The sequence below is a fragment of the Synechococcus sp. A10-1-5-1 genome (assembly GCF_023115425.1).
In the GTDB taxonomy this organism is placed as follows: domain Bacteria; phylum Cyanobacteriota; class Cyanobacteriia; order PCC-6307; family Cyanobiaceae; genus Vulcanococcus.
Genome location: NZ_CP096032.1, coordinates 1,346,928 through 1,368,630 on the forward strand (window position 1 = coordinate 1,346,928; position 21,703 = coordinate 1,368,630).

The window sequence follows — 21,703 nt, forward strand, 5'->3', positions numbered from 1 at the left end:
AATGACTATGGGCAGCAAACGGCGGCGCTTGAAGCGTTATCTGGGGCTCAAACACGATGGTGATGGCGGCCATCAAGGCGGCATCGAACATCTGTTGCCGGGGCGCCTCTCGGGTTGGGTGTTTGGGGCCTCTGAGCCCTTCCATGAGGTGCGGCTGCTGGTGGGCGCCCACCTGATCGCGCGGGCCGAGGTCGACCAGAGCCGCCCCGATGTCTGCGAACAATTGGGCAGAGAGGGAACTCCAGGGTTTTCGCTGGCCTTGCCCGCGGAGTTGCCTCCCCTGGATTGGAGCCAGCCAGCGCGGCTGCTGGCGCTCAGCGCCGATGGCCGCCATCAGGCGGATCTGAGACTGATTGGCAAGAAGGCAGACACCTCAGTGGAGCTAAGTCAGCTGCTCCAGAGTGATGCTCTGGGGCTTGAAGGGCACTTTGATGGGCTCGTGGGTGGCCAATTACAAGGCTGGGCTGCGCGACGCGGCCAAGCGAAGCCAGCCCAGATCTGGCTGCAGGCAGTAGGTCGGGAACCCATCTCGATTGAGTGCCAGCAATGGCGGGAGGGGATGGCGGAGCGCTGCGGCTTCCAGCTGAGCCTGAGCACTCTTCCCGCCAGCTGGAGTGGAAGCGAGCTGTGGTGCAGCTTTGATCCTGCGGGGATGTATCGCTTACCGCAGGAGCAAGAGGTGGTGGTGCCTGAGCGTGCAGCGAGCACGCAACTCATGCCGATGGGTGCAGCAAGCCACAACGAACAGATGCAGAACGCACCGAAGCATCTACAAAGCCACTGGCAGGCCTTGGAAGATTTCCGTCTTTTCCTCGACGGTCTCGAGCAAGAACTCAACCGCCGCGATGGCATCAGGAGCCAGCAAACCCAGGCGAAACCTCTACGCGCTGGATGGGTTGGGCGACTACTCAGGCCAGCGCGCTAGCGCTTGATGGCCCGCTGCAGCAGGGCCGCAGCGCGGCTCAAGCTGGAGGCATAGCTGCTAAGAAGAGCTTCTGTCTGCACTGCCGCCGTTGGAAGAGCGGGGGGCAACACTTCCACCGCAAAACGTTCGGCAGGAGCAAAAGCCGCCGCTTCTGGAAGAAGCCTGACCATCAAAGCCTGCGCTCGGAGCAATTGATCCTGTTGGGCAGCCGCCAATTGTTCAGCCCCACGGGACTGCAAGAAGTAGTACTCCAGCTCGTCCTTGACATGCTGCAACTGCAGCAGCGTCAGCTCCGCCTCTGCTAACGCCTCCTGCTTTTTCTGCATCTCCTCATCACGGGACTTCTGTACTTCCGCCAGCGACTTGACCTGCGCGCACAGTTCCTCTTTCATCGCCTTGAGCTGGACCTCAGCCTCTTGATCCTTCAGTAAATACAGCTCCAGTTCTCCCTGAACTTGATGCAACTGCAAAAGCATTAGTCCTGCCTCTTCTGAAGCCTGCTGCAGCGCCTCGGCCTGCGCAGCGAATTGTTGCCTGAGGTCTGTGGCGCTTTGCTCCGCAGCAGCCTTCTCTTTCCCGGCAGCATCGCGCTCGGCCTTGAGCGCGTCCAGCTCGGCTTGGAAACCCTGCAGCTTGGCGACCTGTTCTTCACGAGCTTGTTCGGCCTGCTGCAGCGCCTCGGCCTGCGCAGCGAATTGTTGCCTGAGGTCTGTGGCGCTTTGCTCCGCAGCAGCCTTCTCTTTCCCGGCAGCATCGCGCTCGGCCTTGAGCGCGTCCAGCTCGGCTTGGAAACCCTGCAGCTTGGCGACCTGTTCTTCACGAGCTTGTTCGGCCTGCTGCAGCGCCTCGGCCTGCGCAGCGAATTGTTGCCTGAGGTCTGTGGCGCTTTGCTCCGCAGCAGCCTTCTCTTTCCCGGCAGCATCGCGCTCGGCCTTGAGCGCGTCCAGCTCGGCTTGGAAACCCTGCAGCTTGGCGACCTGTTCTTCACGAGCTTGTTCGGCCTGCTGCAGCGCCTCGGCCTGCGCAGCGAATTGTTGCCTGAGATCTGTGGCGCTTTGCTCCGCAGCAGCCTTCTCTTTCCCGGCAGCATCGCGCTCGGCCTTGAGCGCGTCCAGCTCGGCTTGGAAACCCCGCAGCTTGGCGACCTGTTCTTCACGAGCTTGTTCGGCCTGCTGCAGCGCCTCGGCCTGGGCAGCGAATTGTTGCCTGAGGTCTGTGGCGCTTTGCTCCGCAGCAGCCTTCTCTTTCCCGGCAGCATCGCGCTCGGCCTTGAGCGCGTCCAGCTCGGCTTGGAAACCCTGCAGCTTGGCGACCTGTTCTTCACGAGCTTGTTCGGCCTGCTGCAGCGCCTCGGCCTGCGCAGCGAATTGTTGCCTGAGATCTGTGGCGCTTTGCTCCGCAGCAGCCTTCTCTTTCCCGGCAGCATCGCGCTCGGCCTTGAGCGCGTCCAGCTCGGCTTGGAAACCCCGCAGCTTGGCGACCTGTTCTTCACGAGCTTGTTCGGCCTGCTGCAGCGCCTCGGCCTGGGCGACCAGAAGCTTCTCCTGCTCTTCCTTTTCCTTCTCCCAGGTCTCCAAGCGCTTCTCACCAATTTCCCGCAGCTCCCGGTAGCTGTTTTCAAGGACTGTGAGGCTCCGATGGATCGCTAGAGAGTCCACGTCGAGAATGCTTTCATTCATGTTATTTGAAACGGTGGGATCGATCTCAAACCTGACCGAGCAGCTGGCCACCCTGGGGATCCATCTACCGGGATGGCCAGAGGAGCCGGAGGGAGACACCGATACGGGCGACTGGATCGAACGGGGAAAGACCTATGCGGAGGGAGTGCAGGTGTGGCGCGCACAGCTGCGCAATGCGCCGGAAAGCACCAGAGTTGTAGTGGATCAGTTGCTGCGCCATCTGCGAGACACCGGGCAGTTGGGGGTGTGGGATCAGATGGTGTATTACGCGATCAAGCCCGAAGTGCAGGGCTCACCAGAACATGAACGCTGGCAAGCGTGTACAAAGTTGATTCGATCACCGGCACTCACGCCGGCACAGACGTTGGGAATGACGTTGGAAATGGCGCGGGAACAGCGGCTCCTTGCAGCCATCTATGGCCTCAAGCGGCTTCTGAAGGAACACCAGGGGATAGGACCGAAACAGCGCCTGCAGCTCTGCGCAGAGGTGGTGGCTACGAGCGACACCAGCCGAGTGATAACGAATGCGGAGTCGGCCTGGGTGGACTGGAATCGCGCTGTCGGGCTGCAGGAACAGATGAGCGGGCTGCTGTTAGCAGCGCTCGCTGCTGACCAGGAAGGAGATCCCGACCAAGGATCACAAATCACTGATAGCACGACGCTGCTGAGCAAACTGGATGCCATCAACAACTGGCTTGGGAGTAAAGGAACCCACGGGCATGGCATATTCATTCAAGTCTGCCGGGAGAAGCTGCCTAAGCTTTTACAAGTTTGGTCAGGTGAACGGCCATGGATCTTGGAAGTAGGCTGCTCCAGGGAAATCATTGAAGGACAAAGTAGCACTGGCCAATTGCTGGCGCTAGCCAACGATCTAGACTTGCCATTTGCTGGCATCGACCTAGACAAGGAAAATATCGAAGCTCTTGCACGCGATCACAGGGAAAGCAACGCCATCTGGATCACAGGTAAAGGCGAGAAAGTACTACAAACGTGGGAAAAGCCCGTCTTAGCTTGCTACCTAGACGCTTACGATTACTGGCATACAAGCCATTCAGAAATCAGAATGAATACATACATTGAAAACTATGGAAAACCGATTAACGATGCAGAGTGTCATAGAATGCATCTTGAAGCTGGCCGGCACGTCTCACAGCATATATGCACCGGTGGGATCATTGGGATAGATGACACCTGGAGAAACAATGGTACGTGGTCAGGTAAAGGCTCACTTGCAGTGCCGTGGCTAACAAAGAAGGAATGGCAAATAACATCCGAAACAAATAAGGCCGTGATAATGCAAAAGATAAGCATAGAGCATGAATGAATACATCAACAAGTTCAGGAACCTCCTTCCGCTGCTCAACCACTGCGAGGGGCCGGGCACAATGGAAGATGGGATAATTAGGCACCTTTTAGACATACTTGACCTGAAAAGCAATTATTTCGTTGAGTTCGGACAACGCACACTAGGCAGGGGCACACTGGGAAGAATTGCGAGAGAAAAGGAAGGGGGATTACTAGTTATCGACTCGAGAGCAATCAAGGAGGAAAAGATATATCCTTGGAATAACAGCACAGAATGGACTTCAAGAAGATGCTTGGTGACACCGTTCAATATTAATAATATCTTTGATGAGTGCTGCGTACCAGAAATGCCGTCAGCTTGCGTAATCGATGTGGACGGCATGGACTACTGGTGCATGTTAGCGATTCTGCAGAAGAGGCGGCCTTCATTACTGATATGCGAATACAATTGTCACATAGACTTAGACATTGAAGCGACTCTCGCTTACAATGAGAATCACACATATAGCCATGGCAAGGATTACGGAGCATCCCTGCTAGCACTAAAACAACTAGCGGAAAGACATAGCTACCGGTTAGTGCACATACACGGCCCTTTGAATGCATATTTTGTTGCCGAGGAGTTGGTGGACTGGAATGGCTTTAATGAGACATTGTCATTCGAAAGAATTAAGGAACAAGGCATTAGTTCCATCTCTAGCACAGAAATGTTTTACGACTCATTTCACACAGGGGAAAGACCAAGCTGGTACGGCCGGAAGGATCCAGAACCTGAAAAGCCTCCATGGTTTCGCTTAGATCAGATTGGAGAAGAAGTTGAGATAGTCAGAATTGACGAGCTAATGATTGCCGTATATGCACGAGACACTGGAGGCTCTCATTACAAGCTAAGAAGCCATAAGGAAGAAAGTGTTTCGCCAATTTGGCGATTAATTCGCCATAGTCTAAAGCCGAATGTCTTAATTGATATTGGCGCGAATTATGGCCATACAGCTGCAATGCTAAGCAGCAGGTTAGCTGTCCAGCGAATATACGCAGTGGAACCAGATCCGAGACTAGCTGAGTTGATCAGGGATAATCTGCGCCAAGTCGGCGATAGATGCGACATAAGATTGATTCAAGCAGCGATATCCTCCTGCAATGAACCGGTAACATTACTTGGGATCAACCCACATTCAACACAAGACAACAGGGTTGTCAAGCCAAAGAATTGGCAAGAGGTTGTAGCACCCGTTATTAGCCTAGACAAGATTATAGCAGAGGTCCCTCTCTCAAGCTCTATGTTTATAAAGTCTGATACCCAGGGGTTTGACATCAATGTCATCAGATCTGGGTATAGAGAACTAACAAGCCGCAAGAAATGGATGCTTCGATGTGAGTTTGCTCCAGACTGGATAAAAAGCCAAGGGTTCGACACCGTTATGGAGCTCGAATGGCTGTGTTCCAGTTTTAGAGTGTTTGAAGCACCGCTTCGAACAACGTGGAATGCTCGACTAAATGAAGTTCTAAACAAGACGATAGAGGCGTCTCAGGCTTATAGTTTTACAGAGTATGTCAGGTCGCTAAATCACAACGGGAAAGGCTGGGTTGATCTTTACGTACTGCCAGATGATTGCACTTGTTGGTAACTAGAAACCCATTTCTTGTCGGCGTTTGTGCGCGAAAGCCAGAATCTTTTCAAGATCAGGGGTTTTAGAATAAAGAGCAAAACTGTCTGAGATATATTCAGAAACGGACCAGGTAGAAACACTGTTTGCCACAGTGCGACTGTATTTACCACTATCCGAGGCTTCGAGACCCTGCAATAATACTTGTTTCGCGATGGGAGCTGATGTGGTCGACAAGTAGTCTTTGAGGTTGAGTACGAATTTTAATCTATCGTGTGACAATGGATGTCCAACACGAGCTAAAAGCTGCCTAGCAATATGAATCAAGACATCATTGGCAGGATGGTTCATCGTATAGAAAAGCTTATTCTGGCGGTAATGATTATATATGTAGCCCCAAGCCTTGCAATCCAGGCCTCTCTCTTTTTTTCTAAGGTTCTGAAATTCTAGATCAATATGGTTGGGTGCAAGGGTGTATTGATTATCAAATACTTCGCATGCTTGTAAAACAGAGTGTCCAGAAAGGTAAGATCGGACAACTCGTTCATCGTGATAATCTCCAAGAACTCCTTGAAGCGTGCCTCCTGTAGGAAGCCGAAGATATAATAACCATGGATGGTAGCCCTTGAAGTAAACTGAAGGAAATGAAATATATATGGGGCGATCAATTTTTGCCTTCAGCGAAGAGATAGAGTATTCACGAAACCTATCACCAATCGGCTGGTGAAAGATAAAACTGACGGATCTAAGTGTTTCAGAAAACTCTTCCCAATCTTCTCGTCCTAAGGTATGGATGGGTTTTACCGAACGGTATTGGAGATCAGGGTCAAGATGCTGCAGTATTCTAGCTAGTGGGCCTGATTGACAGTTTCCGACAATCGTAAATGTTGAGTCGGTCAAGTTGTCAAAGGGGGGAGAGAATACTAGTGTGCTGGCAGAGTTTGTCCGTCTAGTTGGCAGAAGGGAAACTCTGATAGATTAGATAGCAAGATCAGCGGGGATAGTATTTAAGTAGCTCTGATTGAGTATCGAATGGTGTGACCTTTGAATCCTTGTGTGCATACAAATAGGTTGAATTGGTTACGTCCTTGGGCTTATTTAAGAATGAGACCGAGGGATCACTTCCTTCGTGTATCTGCGTATAACCAAGATCAACCAGAATCTGTTTAAGCAGTTGCCGACTTAAATGCCAGCCAGTAAGGTGGTTCATAGTTTTACGCAAACGTTCTGGCATTTCTTGAAGACGATTCACGGAAACAAGGCCTTCAAGATGAGTACACTGTGTTGAAATGAACAAAGTGTTGTGAGGTATCTTACTGGCTATGGCTGATATTACGTATTCTGGATATTTAAAGTGATAAAGCAAGCCGAGAAATAGAACTACATCATAACTTCGGCCGCTGTTTAGGCAGTCCTCCAATGTGCCCTTAGTTAACTCTATCTGAAGGGATTCAACAGATAAGAGATTCATTGTGTTGGAATAGATTACGTGAGCCCGGTCGTCGGGCTCAACGCAATGAACCTTAGCCCCTCTTCTTGCAAGCTCTACAGACAATCCACAAGTATTTGATCCTATGTCGAGAATAGACTTTCCATACCAGAAAGTATGTGGATCTTCTCCAGCCGACGATAGTGATAGGTCTAGAAGGGAGAGTAAGGCAAGCGGATCCCACCAGCCATCAAAGTACTTCGTAAGGTGGGAAGGTGAGTATATTGTTTGGAAGCCACGATTATTAGCCATGGTGAGTTGTCTGATCAGTTTAGGATTTTAACCCATTCAGGGCTAAACAAGTCGTCCTTGACGACTAAGTTGCGTGACTTGAGTTCTGCCAAGAGTTGAAGATAGCCATTTTCAGATAGCTGAGAGTGAAGTTCGACGGCCGTTTTACGATCAAGATGATTAACCCAGTCACCAGAGATACCCGACCGAAAAAACGCTGGATTGCTTTTTTGAAGCTCTTTAATATTAGTACCCGTACGAGCTCGAGTAATATTCTCAAGGGAAGGCACTTTCCCGGTCAGAAAAGTATATAGCCGCGAAAACTCAGCATCGAAGTTAGAAATAAGTGCTTCATAGCTCATCATAAATAAATGTTTATTGCCAATGAGATCAGAAGAGCACCAGCTTTTCTGGAATGTGCAGTAGTGATTGATGGCGGAGTGCCCTCGTACTTTGTAATAGTCATAGAATTGACTACCGTCTGGAATAACGCTGTTGCGTACATCATGAAAGTATCGCGATACGAGTACATCTCGAATATCTCGAACAATACCTAGAAGCCGAACATCTTTGTCTCCCAAGAGTCTGTCGAGTTCTGGCTGGTATTTCCAGTGATTCTTAGAATAGTAAAACTCTTCAGAAATATTGGCAGAATCCAAAAAATTTGGGACAGAGCTCAATTCGAGAGAAGAGTTTCTGAATTGATTATCTTGAAATGTCGAAGGTATAGTCTTGACATCGGGAAATACATAAGGTATGAGAAGGTATTGCCAGGTGGAGCCTCCTTTAGGGGCTCCATTACAAACTACAAACATGTTGGCAAGAATCTAGCGAGGTCAGTTGGCGGAAAAATGTGGTTGCTAGAACCGGTTGTACTGACTATAGCAAATCACTTCTTGCGATCCCGTGCTTTGGGCTATGAGGAACCCATGCTAGAAGCTAGCTAGATTTGCAATACATGACCAGCTGTTAGAAAGAAGATACACTTTGGTTCTCCTTTCTTGAATTCGACTCAGCTCGTCTGACTTGGTAGAAAGGGCATTAATAGCACTAAGAATTGACAATGGGCTCCTGTATTTGATTGCAATGCCAGAAGCTGTTTCTCGAACAACATCAGAAAGCCACGTTCCGTCAAGGACGATTAGTGACTTAAGGTGTGTGAGAGCCTCTGGCAGAATACCAGATGTTCTATAGGTAAAGGCTGGTGGTGGATAGGGAATAAAGACTATGTCCGATTCCATCATTGCTTGAGCATATTCATCATCAGAAATATTGCTTCCTAGATAAACCAAATGGGGGCGCGGCGTCGCGCCGGCTTTGGGTTCTCCGCGGACGAGGTATCTATAACTCTTAGTTCCATGCGCATGCAGATACTCCAGAAACTGTTCAATAATATAACCTCCTTTCTCATCTCTTGGATTTGTTGGAAGAAGTATTGTCTGATCGTAATTTGGAGCTTTATCTTTGGGTGATCCAGAAGATAGTTTAAGATTGACTTCAGCACGACTATCGGAGAGGCTTGGAGGTGGATTTGGGAAAACGGGAAGCAACGTCCCTTGTTTTTCAAAGACATATTCCGACAACTTACCTCCAACACACGTAAGTCTAAACGAGTCAATTTGGGCGGCACCTTCGAACAGTATCTCTCTAGAACCCGGCGGGAAGATAGGCACGGTTCTAGTATTATCTAATATGACTGATTCGTGAAAGAGGCATAATACAACCTTGAGGTTTACACCAACTTTGCGAAGCTTATCTCTTGCGAGTTGTAAGGCTTTTAGAATTTGAACGGATCCATAGTAGAGGAATAGATTCAGCTCCTCCGGAAGTGATTGATAAATAGACTCAATTGTGGATATGATCTCGTTAATGAATCTTTGATAGTTTATATGCTTGGCAAAGTCTCGATCAAAACAGTATGGTGCACGACTCAAAGACCATGAGAAGCTGGTAAGCACGGCATGTGCCGTGCAGACATATAAGTCAGGGTCCTGCTTTCGGTTGCACAGCACATCAACTTGTGCAAACTTCTTTTGAAGCTCTGGAATAAGATTATTGTGCCAACGCACATAATGCCCATCGAGACCAATTCCGTCAGGCTCTAAGACAAGGCAACAGGTAGGTTTTGCTTGTGGAGTCAATGCAAGAGTAGATTGAGACCTATCGCGTAATGCAGGTATGTATGAATGGCCATGATGAAAAAACTTCCAACCAAGATTCTCGGCTTGGTCGAAGAAGTTACTTAAAGTATGGCAGTGTTCAAAATAATATTCATTGTAATCAATCTGAAAGAATCCTGGGTGCACAGACTTTATATTTGACATCTTGTCATTAATCTGTGCCGCTTTTGAGTGCCCCCAAAAGTAATCATCTTGTTCAAATGGGCGGCCATCACAACCCGTTAGATTAACATCTTTGGAAAGTGTAGTCGCAAGAGGAAGCAGCAGAAGGGTTAAGATATTCGAAGTATTTTTTAGGCAAAATGACTTTGCAATATCGATATTAAACTGAGTATTTTTTGTTGTTGGAATCCCGATGATTCTTTCTGTGTAGTCAGGGAACAGAGACAGAAGTAGTGGGTAGTACTTCAAGGGGACAACGATCTTAAGATTAGTCGTTGTCAAGCAATCTAAGACAGCGGCCCTGAATTTAGCTGCATATTGGGAAACGCCAAAATGGAAGATTGGGTCAGCAAAAACAAGCAGTGAAGGCTTGCAGAGATCCATTAATTCGTCATTTAGTATGGTGCTATTGCAAGCAATAACGACGGATTCGCTATAGTCGTGATTAGCATATTGTTCTAGTGAAGGGCCTGTAGCCAAGACCCAAGCTTTGGGTTTTCCTTTTAATTCATCAATTAGTCGACAGAACTTGCGCTTGGATTCATTAATCAGTTGGTCTATATTTGCTACGCATTCAAAAGCACACTGAATATAAAATGAGCCTTCTTGACGTACCTTGAATGGGTCAACCCTAAAACATGTCTTTTTTGAATAGAGAACGCGTCTGTTAATATCTTCGTCACTCTCAATGTGTTTTAGGATAAAATCAGCTGAGCTTAGGAGTTCTGTAGCTTCGTCCAGAGAACAGTCTTCTATGAATTTTATGCGTGTAAGCTGATAGTTTAATAGTTGTTGTATACTGTGATCGAAAGATGCCGGTGGTTGCAGGCTGGTGGGTATAGAAACTCCAGGCGCAAGGGGAATAACTAGTTTTATATCGGGCAAATAACTAAAGTGCCATAGCAATCGAGATACAAGGTCACTAAGTCTTGATAAAGACGATATGGGAGGAAACGCTTGGACCGTGACTTGCCGAGAAGAGATGTGTGGTGTCATGCACGTTATGAATGATTGACAAATGAATGGTTAATGCACGAAAGACATAATATATCAACTTGATATGTAACGCGCTACAGCTAGTGCTAGCTCCCACTCCTCAAAGGTGTCAATGTCAATGGATTCCATGCGTGGTGTAATATGCATAATTGGTTTATTGCCGATACGAGCGTTAGTCTCGAGGAAGCTTGAAGCTGTAAATAAATACAGGTTTGAGTTTTCTTCGAACCACGGCTCAAGTTCTTGGGTTGGGATTAGATTTTCAGGATCATGGTTTATTGGAGTGCGGTCGGACCGGTAAAAACGTGACTGTAATTTGTTGACTGAAAATAGTGAGTCGGCAGAATCCGTGACAAAAGAGTTTTCTAGCTTGGTAATTGCCGTACGAATGGTTTTTGGTGTGAGAAGCGGATTAGTAGTGTGTGTCATCAAATAAATATCAGCTTGAACATTCCTAATATCATCGGCAAGAACTAGATTCATTGAGATGTCATCTCCGCAAATCTCTTGCTTACGGTCACGTATTAAAACTCGATTATTTTCTACTAAGCCATGCTCTAATAAAATCTCACGGGCATCTGTGTTGATCACTACTTGATCAATCTCTTCAACTGAAAGCAAAGTATCTAAAATCCATCGATAAAGAGGCTTGCCTAAAAAGTCGCGAAAATTCTTAGATGGAATTCGAGTACTGTTAGCCTTCATGGGAAGAAGGGCTACGATTTTTTTGGCTTGGTAGCTTTTCATTTTTCTTTTAGATCAATAGTCAACGACTTTCCTTGTGAATTTGAAGGATAGAAATAAGCGTCACGTAAAGCGCTGCTTATTTTCTTGTGATTATGGTTGCCTCTATAGCTACCAATAAACTGGTGATACCTATAGAGAATGACAGAACTTAAGACTCTTGGCCTTAATGTAAAGAATGGATTTGCGAAAACATCTCGAATAATTCCTCGTGAAAAGTATCGGAATAAATCACGTCGCCGTAGGATGACTTCGGGGCAGATCTGCTGAAGGGCTAATGCTTCTCTCTCAAAACGACGCTGCACTTGTCTCCAATTTTCATGGTGCATATGATAAACACTTGAATTAGCAATATAGCCGATTTTACCTTGGTTCGCGACTAAGCGCTTAGCAAGGTGCATGTCTTCTAATCCTGTCAACTCTTCGTCGAATTTGTATTTTTTCCAGATTTCTGATGCTATTGCGCTATTCGCGTTGTTGCAATAGAAACCATCTTGGGGGATGCAGCTTTGCTCTGGAAAGTATTTGGCAAAGATCTGTTTTTCGCTCCAGTAGGTTTGTGCTCCACCTATTTGACGACCGTAACTGTACTGAACAGTTCCATTTGCGAGTGGCTCGACAAGGCTATGCATCCAGGACTGATCATAGGGAATGCAGTGTCCGCTAATAAATACAAAGAAGTTTCCTCTTGCCGCCTCACACGCTCGATTTAAGCTGCGACCGAATGAAAAGTCTTTACGACTGATGTGTAGAATCTGACATCCGTAAGTCTTAGCAATAGAAAGGGTTCTGTCTGTTGAGCCAGAATCAATCAATATAACTTCGCGAGAGAATGATGACTGTTGAGCTTTGATAGCACTAAGAAGCTCCGGAAGATAGCGCTCCTCGTTCAGCGTTCGTACAATAATAGATACATCCGTTATCATCATAAGACCGCGAAACTAGCATCAATTAACCTAAAGGGCCAAGGGCTTGATCTGTAAACAGCCTCTATTTCATAAAGGCTCGCGCCATTAACCGCAAGCATATCCCAGTGGACTGGTACAACACTTTGAATGCCCAATTCAGCAGCCATTCCAAAGGCTTCGCGAATCGTCATGTTTCCAACAATGCCGCGCCGACGCCGGAAGAAATTATCCTCATTCACCGGCAAGAGGGCCGTATCAATAGGCCCGACATCTTTCAGTACCTCTAGCAGTTCATCGCAAACAGATGTATCGCCTGCTAGGTACAGACTCCGCCCATGGTGTTTAAAAAGATAGCCCACGGCCTGAGGTTGGCCGCCCTGGTCGAAGCGAATCCTGGGATGGGCGGCTGGAATGGCCTGCACGCTCAGCTCCGCACCCAAATCAAACGCGTCTGACGGTGCCTGCATGATCCGCTCGGCTGAGATCCCCCACTGCTCCAGCTGTTTACGAACCGGCAGAGGTCCAATAAATCGAGCCTGAGGGCTGGCCTGGGCCAGTGCTGGAAGGGTGTGCGGATCGCAGTGATCCATGTGTTCATGGGTGATCAACACCCAATCCACCGTGGTGAGTGCCTGGGGTAGATAGGGGATTGGCACCTGCCGCACTAGATCCGGTGCATCTAGCTCCTGCACCGAGTGGCTCAGGTAGGGATCCACGATCACAGTGAGGTCGCCGAGATCAATCCGGAGGCCTGTTTGGCCTAGGTGTTCGATGCGTGCGCTAGCTGTTGTATTCACCCTTTGGCCTCCTGCAGGAAGCCTGCTATTAGCTGAATCGCCTTGTGGCTGGTGCGCTCCACACCATCCACGGTGTTAGAGGCATTGTGCGAGCCCAAAATGCAGGCAGAATGGCTGCGTAGGGGCGAATCCAGCGGCAGCGGCTCCTGCTCGAACACATCCAGCGCTGCCGAATGAACCTGCCCACTGGCCAGAGCTGCAATCAGGGCTTGCTCATCAATCACAGGCCCGCGGCCCACATTCACAATCCGCACACCAGGCTTCATCGCCGCAAACGCTTCGGCGTTGAGCATGTGGTGGCTGGATGGGGTGAGAGCACAATTCACCACCACAAAATCTGCCTCGTCCAGCCGCTCGGGCCACCGCGCCAGGCTCACGCCAGCTTCCAAACTGCTGTATTCCACAAACGGGTCGTAGGCGATCACTGTCATGTCGGCCGCCAACAACCGGCGTGCCGTGTTGCGGCCAATGTCGCCGTAGCCCAACACGGCCACTGTGCGCCCTGCCAGTGACAGCCCACGTGGCTTGGGCCAGTTGCCTTCACGCACGCCTCGATCAATTTCCACGGTGTGGCGGGCCAAGGCAATCACATAGCCAACGGCCACATCGGCCACTTCCCCGCCAAACATGCCGGGCGTGTTGATGATCGGGATCCCTAAAGCCTTACAAGCTTTGAAATCCACGTTGTCCACGCCGATCCCCCACTTCACCGCCGCCTTCAGCGATCCACGTTGACCCGCCTCGAACACCTGTTGTGTCGCTGGGTCATCACCAATGATCCAGCCATCAAACTGCGGCAGCAAGTCGATCAATTCGGCTTCACTGAGGGTCTGGGTGACCTCTGCGGGTACCAGTTGCAATCCCAGCTCCCGCGCCGGAGACACAAAGGCCTCGATCATGCCGAGCATGGGCGGGCAGGTGACGAGGACGCGATGTGCTGCCATAGGGTTTAAGCGGGATCGTAAAGGCGGCTGTGAATGCCACCGCCCAGTGGCAGCACACAGCCATTGAGGAAGGTGTTGGCTGGGTCCAGCAGAAACAGCACAGCTCGGGCTACGTCTTCAGGGCTTCCAATGGCACCCGTGGGATGAAAGGCTTCCAGCTGAGCCTTCAGAACAGGGGTATCGGCGAAGCCGGCCTCGAGCATGGGTGTGGCGATTGCTGCAGGCTCTATCGCATTCACACGCACGGAATCGCCCAGTTCCACCGCCATGGCCCGCGTCAGCCCAGCCAAAGCCGCTTTGCTGGTGGCATAAGCCGTAAACCCAGGCTTGGTGAGCTGGCTATGGATACTGCCGATGTGCACGATTGATCCGCGATGACGCTTGAGCTGAGGCAACAACGCTCTGCTGATCGTAACGGGCGCCATGAGATTGACTTCCAATGTCTCATGCCACTCGACTGAGCCCAGCTGTTCAAACGACCCCAGGTATTGCACAGCTGCATTATGCACAACAGCCATGAGTTTGCCATTTTCTACAGCCGATAGCACAGCCACTTGGAAGGTTTCCAGTTGATGCGGATGACGGCTCAGAGCCGCCAGATCAGCAGAAATCCAGGCTTGGCAGCGCTGGCGCACGTGGTTGGACGGCGGGGTGGACGGGTGATCGGACCCCAGCACCATCCAACCGGCTTCCGCCAATGCCTCCACCAAGCCGGCGCCAATGCCTCCTGCTGCACCGGTGACCAAGACTGTTTTCGCGGGAGTTATGGAGCTCATCTCAGCACCTCCTCAAGCCGGCCCTTTTCAAACACCTGGCAGGCACCGCCAACCGTGCAATCCAGGATGCGGCGACCGTCTGCCTCAAAGGCGGTACGCGCCATGTCGTAAAAACGCTCAGAGTTAGCGAGATCTGGGTTATCCCAGGTGTAGCCGCTGAAGTAGCTGGGATCAAAATGGTTGGGATCTAGGCCCTGCAGCACATGGGGTTCATTGGGTGACCCCTGGTAGCTGTAGCGATGGTCCATCCCCACAATCACCACCATGGAAAAGCCCATGTAGAAGGCCAGTTGCAAAGCGGCGAAAGTTACGGTGTAACCCTCGAAAAACCCTCCGCTCACATCGGGGTGGAAGCACTCTTCTGGTCTGCCCTGCAAGAGATAAGTGAGTGCTGATTCGGGCAGAGGGTTAGCGTGGCCCATGTCTTTAAGAAAGCGCACGCAGTTGAGTTGCGAGATCTCTTGGGCGCTCTGCTCGATCACGCGCCGATTGATGGCCACGTAGTAGCGCGGATAAAAGCGGCAGCGGCGAAAGCCCATGAAGATCTTGTTCAACCCCATACTCACTTCCCTACGGATCAGCGAAAAATCCGTTTGATTCAGAGAAGGGCCATTACACACCAGCACCAACCGCTCACCGCGATGACAATTGCGGAAGCGATGTAGTCGAGCTCCAAGATTCACCCTATGCTCCATCAGATCCAAACCAAGGGCCTGCTCACTTGACCTGTAAGACTTAGCAGTCATAAATTTGAATCACCCCACACAACTTGCCGTCGTCAAAGACAGGCAGAATGCCAACTTTGTGTTGCAGCATGTGCAGTCGTGCTGCTTCCACTGACTCCCGAACATCAATCTGGAGCGGCGCAGGCGTCATCAAGTCTTGCACCAAGTTGGTGAGCTCAACGCCTCTCTCCAAGCCCCGGCGCAAGTCACCGTCCGTCACGATTCCGATCAGCTGCTGGTCCCGCAACACCAGCGCAACACCGAGACGACCGCTTGTCATCACAGAGATCATCTCCGCAACCAACGTGGTCTCCAAGCAACACGGCAATGGCAGCGAATGCATCACCTCTCCAACGCTCTTCAACAGTCGCGCCCCCAACCTGCCGAGGGGATGAAAACGGGCAAAATCGCTCTGCTGAAAGGCCCTCTGTTCGGCAGCACTGACAGCGAGCGCATCACCCAGAGCCATCGCCAGTGCCGTGGAACTCGTGGGCGCCAGGTTGTAGCTGCAGGCTTCCTGAGCCACCGATGCATCCAGCCAAACATCGCAACGGAGAGCCAGTGTTGATGTAGACGCGCCCGTGATCAGCACCGTTCTACTGCCCTGGCCCTTCGTGAAGATCAGCAAACGCAGGAGCTCTTCTGTTTCGCCGGAATTTGACAACAACAACACCAGATCCTGGGCGCGAATCATGCCCAGATCGCCATGCATGGCATCCGCCGGATGCACAAACGCCGACGGCGTACCCAAGGACGCAAAGCTAGCCGCAATCTTGCGAGCCACCAAACCGGATTTACCCATTCCGGCCACAATCACGCGGCCCTCACAGGCCAGGATCAACTCCACCGCTTCCGCAAAGCGCTGATCCAGCCGATCGATCGCCGCAGCAATCGCCTCCGACTCGATCCGCAGCACCCGCTGTGCTGTGGCCAGGATCTCGGAAGCGTTGCTCATGGCATCGCCTCCAGCAGCATCTGAGCCACCTCTCGGATAGCCCCCTCACCGCCGCACGTGTTCAGCACCGAGCGGGCCGCCGATTGCACCACCTCCGGAGCATCCGCCACCGCAAAGCTCCAGCCGCAGCACTCCATCCCCGGCAAATCGAGGCTGTCATCGCCCACATAGGCGCAGGCCTCCAAATCCACACCGAGCTCTGCAGCGATCTGGCGGCAGGCAGATGCCTTATCCGGCTGGCCCAAAACGGCGTGCTGAATGCCCAGCTCCGCCATACGGCGCCGTAACGCCAGCGAATCGCGGCCACTCACCAGAGCTACCTGGATACCGCGCTGAATCAGTTGCTTGATCGCAAAGCCATCGCGAGAGTGGAAGGCCTTGAGCTCTTCGCCGTCGGGGCCATACCAAAGCCGCCCATCGGTGAGCACGCCATCCACATCGCAGAGCAGCGCCCTGATCTGACGCAGCCTGAGGATTTGCTCCACCGGCGCCACATCTTCAGGGCAGTCCACCCCAAGGCTCGGGGTCTGGGTGCTGAGCAGCTGGATGCTTAAACCCGCCTCAAGCCAGCGCAGCTGCTCCAGGCTTTCTTGCTCTTCCAGGGCCGTGGGCCGCAACTGGCGAATCGTTGCTAAGGCCTGGGCGCTGAAGCCATACACCCCCACGTGTTGCTCAAAGCAACTGGATCCGTAGGGAATCGGGCTGCGGCTGAAATAGAGGGCTCGGCCGTTCTGGCCGCGGGCCACCTTCACGCGGCTGGGCTCCTGGGCCTGCGCAGCAGTGATCGAATGACAGAGGCTCAGCACATCGGCGGCGTTGCTCTGCAACGCACCGATCAAACGATCCAAATAAGCGGGGTTCACCAGCGGCTCATCACCCTGGAGATTCAGGTAGTAGCTAGCGGGGAAATCGGCCGTGATCGCCAGCAGGCGCTCGGTGCCATTGCGCAGTGCGCTGCTGGTGAGCGCCACTTGCGCTCCGGCCGCCTGGGCGGCCTCCGCAATCTCAGGGTGATCAGTGGCCACCACCACACCGCAGGCCTTTTGAGCTTGCAGGGCTGCTTCCACCACCCAGGCAATCAGGGGCTTGCCCGCCAGATGCAGCAACGGCTTCCCCGGTAAGCGAGTGGAGCCATACCGCGCAGGAATCACGATCAGGCAGTCGCCGGAAGTCATCAGGCGATCTCCAGGGCCGGCTGGGCCTTCACCAGCCGATCAATGGCGGCCAGTTGCTCCACAAACGCCGGGATCTGCTGGCTCGGCAGTGCGCTTGGGCCATCGCAGAGGGCCTGATCCGGATCGGGATGCGCCTCCACAAACACCGCCGCAATCCCACTGGCCACCGCGGCTTTCGCCAGGGGCATCAGCTGCTGACGCCGCCCTCCCGATTGCGCTTGCCCAGCCGAGCGGCACTGCAAAGCATGGGTGACATCCACGCTGATCGGCTTGCCGCCACTCACCTGGCGCATCACCTCCAGGCCGAGCAGATCCACCACCTGGTTGTCGTAGCCAAACACCGTGCCCCGCTCGCAGAGCACCAGATCCCGGCAACCCTGCTGCTCAAACTTCTGCACCAGAGGCCCCATCTGCTGGGGCGAGAGAAACTGCGGTTTCTTGATGTGCACCGGCCGCCCGGAAGCCGCCATGGCCGCCACCAGATCGCTCTGCCGCGCCAGAAACGCTGGGAGCTGGAGCACATCACACACCGCCGCGGCCGGCTGCACCTGCCAGGGCTCATGCACATCCGTGAGCACAGGCACCTGCAGCTGCTGCTTCACCTGCTGCAACCAGGCGAGGCCTTGCTCTAGGCCAGGTCCACGAAAACTCGAGCCCGAGCTGCGGTTGGCTTTGTCAAAGCTGGCTTTGAAGACATAGCCCAAGCCCTGAACTCTGCAGGCCTCTCGGAACAGCTCACCAACCTCCAGCGCCAGCTCGAGGCTCTCGAGCACATTGATCCCGCCGATCACCACCAAAGGCTGTTGTTGGCCGATTGGCACGGGGAAACCAACTTGGAGTCGAATAGACGGATCCACAACGAGTGGATGAACGAACAGCGGATGGAGATCTAAGGAACGAATCATCGTCCCCTATCAATGACCTTCGCGTATCAATCTCCACCACAACGGGGGCATCAGGGACTAGACCTGCAAAACTGCGGTCCTGCGGTCCTGCAGTCCTGCGGTCCTGTATGCCAAAAAGACACAATCGCACGCTACTGCTTATGCAGAATCCGCATAAGCAGTAGACCTGGGACCAGCAATCTGCTACAAAAGCAATGTGAATATGCGCAATGGGTGGCCAAAAAACGAATCACCTTCGAAGTACCCGAAGAAACCCACAGGAGACTCAAGCTGCTGTGCTTCACAGATGGCTATACGATCGGAGAGGTGCTGAACCAATTGGTTAAGGACTTTTGCGATCTAAAAGAGGCAGATATGATACAACTCATAGACAATCGCGACAAGAAATAACACATATACAGTCATACTTATAGTGATTTATTTTCCATCTCCCTGAAGTTTGCACTTTCCGCACTAGCTTCTTCATTTATTAGCGTTTTTTCGTTGAAATACTAGTCCCTTGCAAGTGTCCCCACTTGGCCATGGACAAACCTCCATGGCATTGTTGCTGGGCCAATAGAACCAACTCATGGGTGCGCTGCGAAGCTGATCACGCAGAACCCAGGCAGCCTTGAGCAATTTCTCTAGGGCTTGCGCGCTTGAAAGCCCCTCTTCCACCTGAGAAATACAGAACATTGCCCTCAGGAGCCACATCCCCCCATCACACCCAAGCGCTAACCCGCCAAGCGTTTTGCGTCCCCGCTGCCCTGCACCACCAAGCCCACACCACAGCCCAAGTGGCCGATCAAGCCGCAGAAATGGCTCCAGCGCTCGGTCTTCAACATAGGTTCCAGGCTGGGTTCAGCGCAAAGGCGGCCCAGTGCATCCCGCAAGCGCTCTGACTCCAAACCGGCAACGAGCTCCAGTGCTGCCATTAGCGGCTGTGGCGTGTGCCAGGAAATCTCAGGCCGCTGAAACGCCGTTTTGGCAGCTGCTTGAGTCATGGGATGAGCAAGCCAGGGCTTATCCAGCAAGCAGCACACTGCGCAGGGCCGTTGAGCTCGTGGATGAGACCAGAGGCAAGCCGATCAAGCCTTCGGCAACGAGGCATAGAGCGCCTTGAAATGCGCCTGCTGCTTCTTGTGGCTGACGATCGGTGCGGGGTAGCCGCGGCGCTCCATCGGGGCGATCTCACCGCTGAGCAGGTCCTTGGTGTTGACGTGCTTCAACTCCGGTAGCCAGCTGCGGATGTAGTCGCCGTCTGGGTCGAACTTGCTGGCCTGCGTCGCCGGGTTAAAGATCCGCAGGGGCTTGGGATCCATCCCGCTGCTGGCGCTCCATTGCCAGCCACCGTTATTGGCAGCCAGATCGCCATCAACCAGGCGGGCCATGAAAGCGGTCTCGCCCAGGCGCCAATCGCAGATGAGGTCCTTCACCAAATAGGAGGCCACGATCATCCGGCAGCGGTTGTGCATCCAGCCGCTCTCGTTGAGCTGTCGCATCGCCGCATCGATGATCGGCATGCCCGTCAGCCCATCGCACCAGGCCTGATAGCGATCAGGGTCGTTCTCCCAGGGGAAGAGCTTCCACTGGGGCCGGTAAGGACCATCGGCGAGCTCCGGGAAATGGAAGAGCGCCTGTTGGTAAAACTCGCGCCACGCCAACTCCTGCTCCCAAACCTGAATCGACTCGCGCTGCTCATCGCTGCGGGCCAAGGCCTTGGCTTGCTGCGCCGCATCCCAGGCCTGACGAGGACTGAGGGTCCCGAACTTCAACGCTGCCGAGAGGCCCGAAGTCCCCGCCTCTCCAGGCATGTTCCGGCCGGGCTCGTAATACAAGAGAGGGCCGCCATCACAGAAGGCCTGGAGTTGCTGCGCTGCCGCGGTCTCACCCGGGCGACAGGGGCAGAGATCCTTTCCAGCAAAGGTTTTGCCAAAGGTCTCCAGGGACGGCAGCTCCCGGAGCAATGGCAGTCGCTCTGGCAGCTCGACCCCATGGGCCAGAAGTCCCTGGGGAGCAGGCCGCAGCGCCAGTTCTCCTGCCGCAGCCCTGCGCTCAACCTGGCCAAACCAGTTGCGTTTGAACGGTCCGTACACCCTGTACGGATCTCCGGCGCCAGTCTTCAGGGCCTCTGGGGCGACCAAGAGCTGATCCCAGTCCACAAGGACCTTTTGCCCCTGGGCCTGCAGCGCCGCGGCCACTCGCCGATCGCGTTCACGCCCGTAGGGCTCCACATCACGGTTCCAGGCGACGACGCCTGCACCGATCGCCTCGGCCAACTGCGGCAAGACCTCCGCGGGATCGCCTTGGAGCAGTAGCAACTCACTGCCGGCCTGGCGCCAATTGGCCTGGAGCTCCTTCAGGCTCTCGAGTAGAAACCAGACCCGCGCCGGGGCCATATCAGCCGCCGACAGGATCGCCGGATCCAGCACAAACACGCCGGTGACCGCAGGGGTAGCTGCCGCCGCTGCCGCCAAGCCGAGGTTGTCGGCCAGACGCAGATCACGGCGATGCCAAAACAGCCAACGCTCAGGTGCCATCAGATCCCCAGCACCTGCTTGGCGCGGAACCAGGCGGTCACGCTTTTTCCATCGAGGTACTCGTCGCCGCTAGCGATCAGCTGATCAAGTTCAGCCGGCGTCATCAGCACCACCTCCAGATCCTCATCGTCATCCCCTGGAGGCCGCTCGCTCAGTTCCGTGAGATCGCGGGCCAAGAACAGGTGGATCACCTCATCGGAGTAGCCCGGACAAGGCAAGAGTGCCCCCAGTGCATCCCATTGGGTCGCGGAGTAACCGGCTTCCTCTTGCAGCTCCCGCTGCATCGTGCTGAGCGGGGTCTCACCAGGATCCAAGGTGCCGGCCGGGAACTCCAGCAACCGGGTCGCCACCGCAAAGCGGTACTGGCGCAGAACCACAACGCGACCATCGGCAAGCACCGGTACCGCCAGGGATGCACCCGGGTGCTTCACCATCCCGAAGGTTCCCTCGACACCCATCGGGAGCTGCATCCGATTGACCTCAAAGCGCAGCTTGCGTACATCGAGACTGGCGGTGGTCTCGAGCTGGCGCGCAGGCTCTGGAGCGGGCAGTGGCGCCATGGGGAACTAGAGGCTGGTCATGAAACTAGCCTCAGAAGAACCGAGCTTGCAGAAGACCCTTGGTCAGAGAGAACGATTCATGCCAATCCAGAGCTTTGGGTGAACTGAGAAAAAGGCGCGC

General features: G+C 53.1%; 21 protein-coding genes. 4 read left to right on the plus strand and 17 right to left on the minus strand.

The features are described from left to right. Position 1 precedes the first annotated feature (1 nt). Positions 2-925, plus strand: coding sequence for a hypothetical protein (locus tag MY494_RS07370; RefSeq protein ID WP_247909588.1), 924 nt, complete (start codon positions 2-4; stop codon positions 923-925). Here the strand turns inward: MY494_RS07370 and MY494_RS07375 are convergent. Then, positions 922-2,604 (minus strand): hypothetical protein, encoded by a 1,683-nt coding sequence (locus tag MY494_RS07375; RefSeq protein WP_247909589.1) that lies wholly within the window; start codon positions 2,602-2,604, stop codon positions 922-924. The genes MY494_RS07370 and MY494_RS07375 overlap by 4 nt on opposite strands. On the opposite strand from MY494_RS07375, the gene MY494_RS07380 reads away from it, so the two are divergent. Beyond that, positions 2,591-3,928, plus strand: coding sequence for a hypothetical protein (locus tag MY494_RS07380; protein WP_247909590.1), 1,338 nt, complete (start codon positions 2,591-2,593; stop codon positions 3,926-3,928). The genes MY494_RS07375 and MY494_RS07380 overlap by 14 nt on opposite strands. Next, positions 3,921-5,537, plus strand: a complete 1,617-nt coding sequence (locus MY494_RS07385) for an FkbM family methyltransferase (RefSeq protein WP_247909591.1) — start codon at positions 3,921-3,923, stop codon at positions 5,535-5,537. Before MY494_RS07380 ends, MY494_RS07385 begins: the two co-directional genes overlap by 8 nt. On the opposite strand, the gene MY494_RS07390 is transcribed toward MY494_RS07385, so the two are convergent. The 13 genes from MY494_RS07390 to kdsA all read right to left on the minus strand — a co-directional run bounded on the left by MY494_RS07390 (position 5,538) and on the right by kdsA (position 18,503). Beyond that, positions 5,538-6,416 carry a WcbI family polysaccharide biosynthesis putative acetyltransferase gene (locus MY494_RS07390; protein ID WP_247909592.1) on the minus strand — a complete coding sequence of 293 codons (879 nt, stop codon included), beginning with the start codon at positions 6,414-6,416 and terminating at the stop codon, positions 5,538-5,540. It lies immediately after the preceding gene. Positions 6,417-6,507: 91 nt separating this feature from the next. Beyond that, a complete protein-coding gene (locus MY494_RS13305; protein WP_371820571.1) occupies positions 6,508-7,257 on the minus strand; it encodes a class I SAM-dependent methyltransferase in 750 nt (249 codons plus the stop codon). Positions 7,258-7,271: 14 nt separating this feature from the next. Beyond that, complete coding sequence (locus MY494_RS07395) at positions 7,272-8,051, minus strand: sulfotransferase domain-containing protein (protein ID WP_247909593.1); 780 nt, start codon at positions 8,049-8,051, stop codon at positions 7,272-7,274. A gap of 117 nt (positions 8,052-8,168) precedes the next feature. Continuing rightward, positions 8,169-10,463, minus strand: coding sequence for a hypothetical protein (locus MY494_RS07400; protein WP_247909594.1), 2,295 nt, complete (start codon positions 10,461-10,463; stop codon positions 8,169-8,171). Between the two features lie 165 nt (positions 10,464-10,628). Further along, positions 10,629-11,321 (minus strand): acylneuraminate cytidylyltransferase family protein, encoded by a 693-nt coding sequence (locus tag MY494_RS07405; RefSeq protein ID WP_247909595.1) that lies wholly within the window; start codon positions 11,319-11,321, stop codon positions 10,629-10,631. Further along, complete coding sequence (locus MY494_RS07410) at positions 11,318-12,244, minus strand: glycosyltransferase family 2 protein (RefSeq protein ID WP_247909596.1); 927 nt, start codon at positions 12,242-12,244, stop codon at positions 11,318-11,320. Before MY494_RS07410 ends, MY494_RS07405 begins: the two co-directional genes overlap by 4 nt. Then, positions 12,244-12,942, minus strand: coding sequence for an MBL fold metallo-hydrolase (locus tag MY494_RS07415; protein WP_247909597.1), 699 nt, complete (start codon positions 12,940-12,942; stop codon positions 12,244-12,246). The genes MY494_RS07410 and MY494_RS07415 overlap by 1 nt, the downstream gene beginning before the upstream one ends. 77 nt (positions 12,943-13,019) lie before the next feature. After that, a complete protein-coding gene (locus tag MY494_RS07420; protein WP_247909598.1) occupies positions 13,020-13,835 on the minus strand; it encodes a phosphoglycerate dehydrogenase in 816 nt (271 codons plus the stop codon). Positions 13,836-13,972: 137 nt separating this feature from the next. Beyond that, positions 13,973-14,743, minus strand: a complete 771-nt coding sequence (locus MY494_RS07425) for an SDR family NAD(P)-dependent oxidoreductase (protein WP_247909599.1) — start codon at positions 14,741-14,743, stop codon at positions 13,973-13,975. After that, the gene (locus MY494_RS07430) at positions 14,740-15,426 is read right to left on the minus strand and encodes a hypothetical protein (RefSeq protein WP_247909600.1); all 687 of its coding nucleotides are present in this window, start codon (positions 15,424-15,426) and stop codon (positions 14,740-14,742) included. Before MY494_RS07430 ends, MY494_RS07425 begins: the two co-directional genes overlap by 4 nt. 52 nt (positions 15,427-15,478) lie before the next feature. Next, positions 15,479-16,423: an SIS domain-containing protein gene (locus MY494_RS07435; RefSeq protein ID WP_247909601.1), complete on the minus strand. Its 945-nt coding sequence runs from the start codon at positions 16,421-16,423 to the stop codon at positions 15,479-15,481. Further along, on the minus strand, positions 16,420-17,598 hold the full coding sequence (gene kdsB / locus MY494_RS07440; RefSeq protein WP_247909602.1) for a 3-deoxy-manno-octulosonate cytidylyltransferase: 1,179 nt from the start codon (positions 17,596-17,598) through the stop codon (positions 16,420-16,422). Before kdsB ends, MY494_RS07435 begins: the two co-directional genes overlap by 4 nt. Continuing rightward, a complete protein-coding gene (gene kdsA / locus MY494_RS07445) occupies positions 17,598-18,503 on the minus strand; it encodes a 3-deoxy-8-phosphooctulonate synthase (RefSeq protein WP_247909603.1) in 906 nt (301 codons plus the stop codon). The genes kdsB and kdsA overlap by 1 nt, the downstream gene beginning before the upstream one ends. A gap of 12 nt (positions 18,504-18,515) precedes the next feature. Here kdsA and MY494_RS07450 point away from each other — a divergent pair, with 12 nt between their 5' ends. After that, positions 18,516-18,893, plus strand: coding sequence for a plasmid partition protein ParG (locus MY494_RS07450; RefSeq protein ID WP_247909604.1), 378 nt, complete (start codon positions 18,516-18,518; stop codon positions 18,891-18,893). A gap of 323 nt (positions 18,894-19,216) precedes the next feature. Here MY494_RS07450 and MY494_RS07455 read toward each other — a convergent pair whose 3' ends face one another. From MY494_RS07455 to MY494_RS07465, 3 genes are all read right to left on the minus strand, one after another. Continuing rightward, the gene (locus tag MY494_RS07455; RefSeq protein WP_247909605.1) at positions 19,217-19,486 is read right to left on the minus strand and encodes a hypothetical protein; all 270 of its coding nucleotides are present in this window, start codon (positions 19,484-19,486) and stop codon (positions 19,217-19,219) included. Between the two features lie 84 nt (positions 19,487-19,570). After that, the gene (locus tag MY494_RS07460; protein WP_247909606.1) at positions 19,571-21,022 is read right to left on the minus strand and encodes an FAD-binding domain-containing protein; all 1,452 of its coding nucleotides are present in this window, start codon (positions 21,020-21,022) and stop codon (positions 19,571-19,573) included. Then, positions 21,022-21,582, minus strand: coding sequence for an NUDIX domain-containing protein (locus MY494_RS07465; RefSeq protein ID WP_247909607.1), 561 nt, complete (start codon positions 21,580-21,582; stop codon positions 21,022-21,024). The genes MY494_RS07460 and MY494_RS07465 overlap by 1 nt, the downstream gene beginning before the upstream one ends. Positions 21,583-21,703 lie beyond the last annotated feature (121 nt).

What these genes read in the sequence shown, in the direction of transcription:
- MY494_RS07370 (WP_247909588.1), top strand. Translation starts at nt 2, where the DNA reads ATGACTATGGGCAGCAAACGGCGGCGCTTGAAGCGTTATCTGGGGCTC.
- MY494_RS07380 (WP_247909590.1), top strand. Translation starts at nt 2,591, where the DNA reads ATGCTTTCATTCATGTTATTTGAAACGGTGGGATCGATCTCAAACCTG.
- MY494_RS07375 (WP_247909589.1), bottom strand. Translation starts at nt 2,604, where the DNA reads ATGAATGAAAGCATTCTCGACGTGGACTCTCTAGCGATCCATCGGAGC.
- MY494_RS07385 (WP_247909591.1), top strand. Translation starts at nt 3,921, where the DNA reads ATGAATGAATACATCAACAAGTTCAGGAACCTCCTTCCGCTGCTCAAC.
- MY494_RS13305 (WP_371820571.1), bottom strand. Translation starts at nt 7,257, where the DNA reads ATGGCTAATAATCGTGGCTTCCAAACAATATACTCACCTTCCCACCTT.
- MY494_RS07395 (WP_247909593.1), bottom strand. Translation starts at nt 8,051, where the DNA reads ATGTTTGTAGTTTGTAATGGAGCCCCTAAAGGAGGCTCCACCTGGCAA.
- MY494_RS07405 (WP_247909595.1), bottom strand. Translation starts at nt 11,321, where the DNA reads ATGAAAAGCTACCAAGCCAAAAAAATCGTAGCCCTTCTTCCCATGAAG.
- MY494_RS07410 (WP_247909596.1), bottom strand. Translation starts at nt 12,244, where the DNA reads ATGATAACGGATGTATCTATTATTGTACGAACGCTGAACGAGGAGCGC.
- MY494_RS07425 (WP_247909599.1), bottom strand. Translation starts at nt 14,743, where the DNA reads ATGAGCTCCATAACTCCCGCGAAAACAGTCTTGGTCACCGGTGCAGCA.
- MY494_RS07435 (WP_247909601.1), bottom strand. Translation starts at nt 16,423, where the DNA reads ATGAGCAACGCTTCCGAGATCCTGGCCACAGCACAGCGGGTGCTGCGG.
- kdsB (WP_247909602.1), bottom strand. Translation starts at nt 17,598, where the DNA reads ATGACTTCCGGCGACTGCCTGATCGTGATTCCTGCGCGGTATGGCTCC.
- kdsA (WP_247909603.1), bottom strand. Translation starts at nt 18,503, where the DNA reads ATGATTCGTTCCTTAGATCTCCATCCGCTGTTCGTTCATCCACTCGTT.
- MY494_RS07450 (WP_247909604.1), top strand. Translation starts at nt 18,516, where the DNA reads ATGACCTTCGCGTATCAATCTCCACCACAACGGGGGCATCAGGGACTA.
- MY494_RS07455 (WP_247909605.1), bottom strand. Translation starts at nt 19,486, where the DNA reads ATGACTCAAGCAGCTGCCAAAACGGCGTTTCAGCGGCCTGAGATTTCC.
- MY494_RS07460 (WP_247909606.1), bottom strand. Translation starts at nt 21,022, where the DNA reads ATGGCACCTGAGCGTTGGCTGTTTTGGCATCGCCGTGATCTGCGTCTG.
- MY494_RS07465 (WP_247909607.1), bottom strand. Translation starts at nt 21,582, where the DNA reads ATGGCGCCACTGCCCGCTCCAGAGCCTGCGCGCCAGCTCGAGACCACC.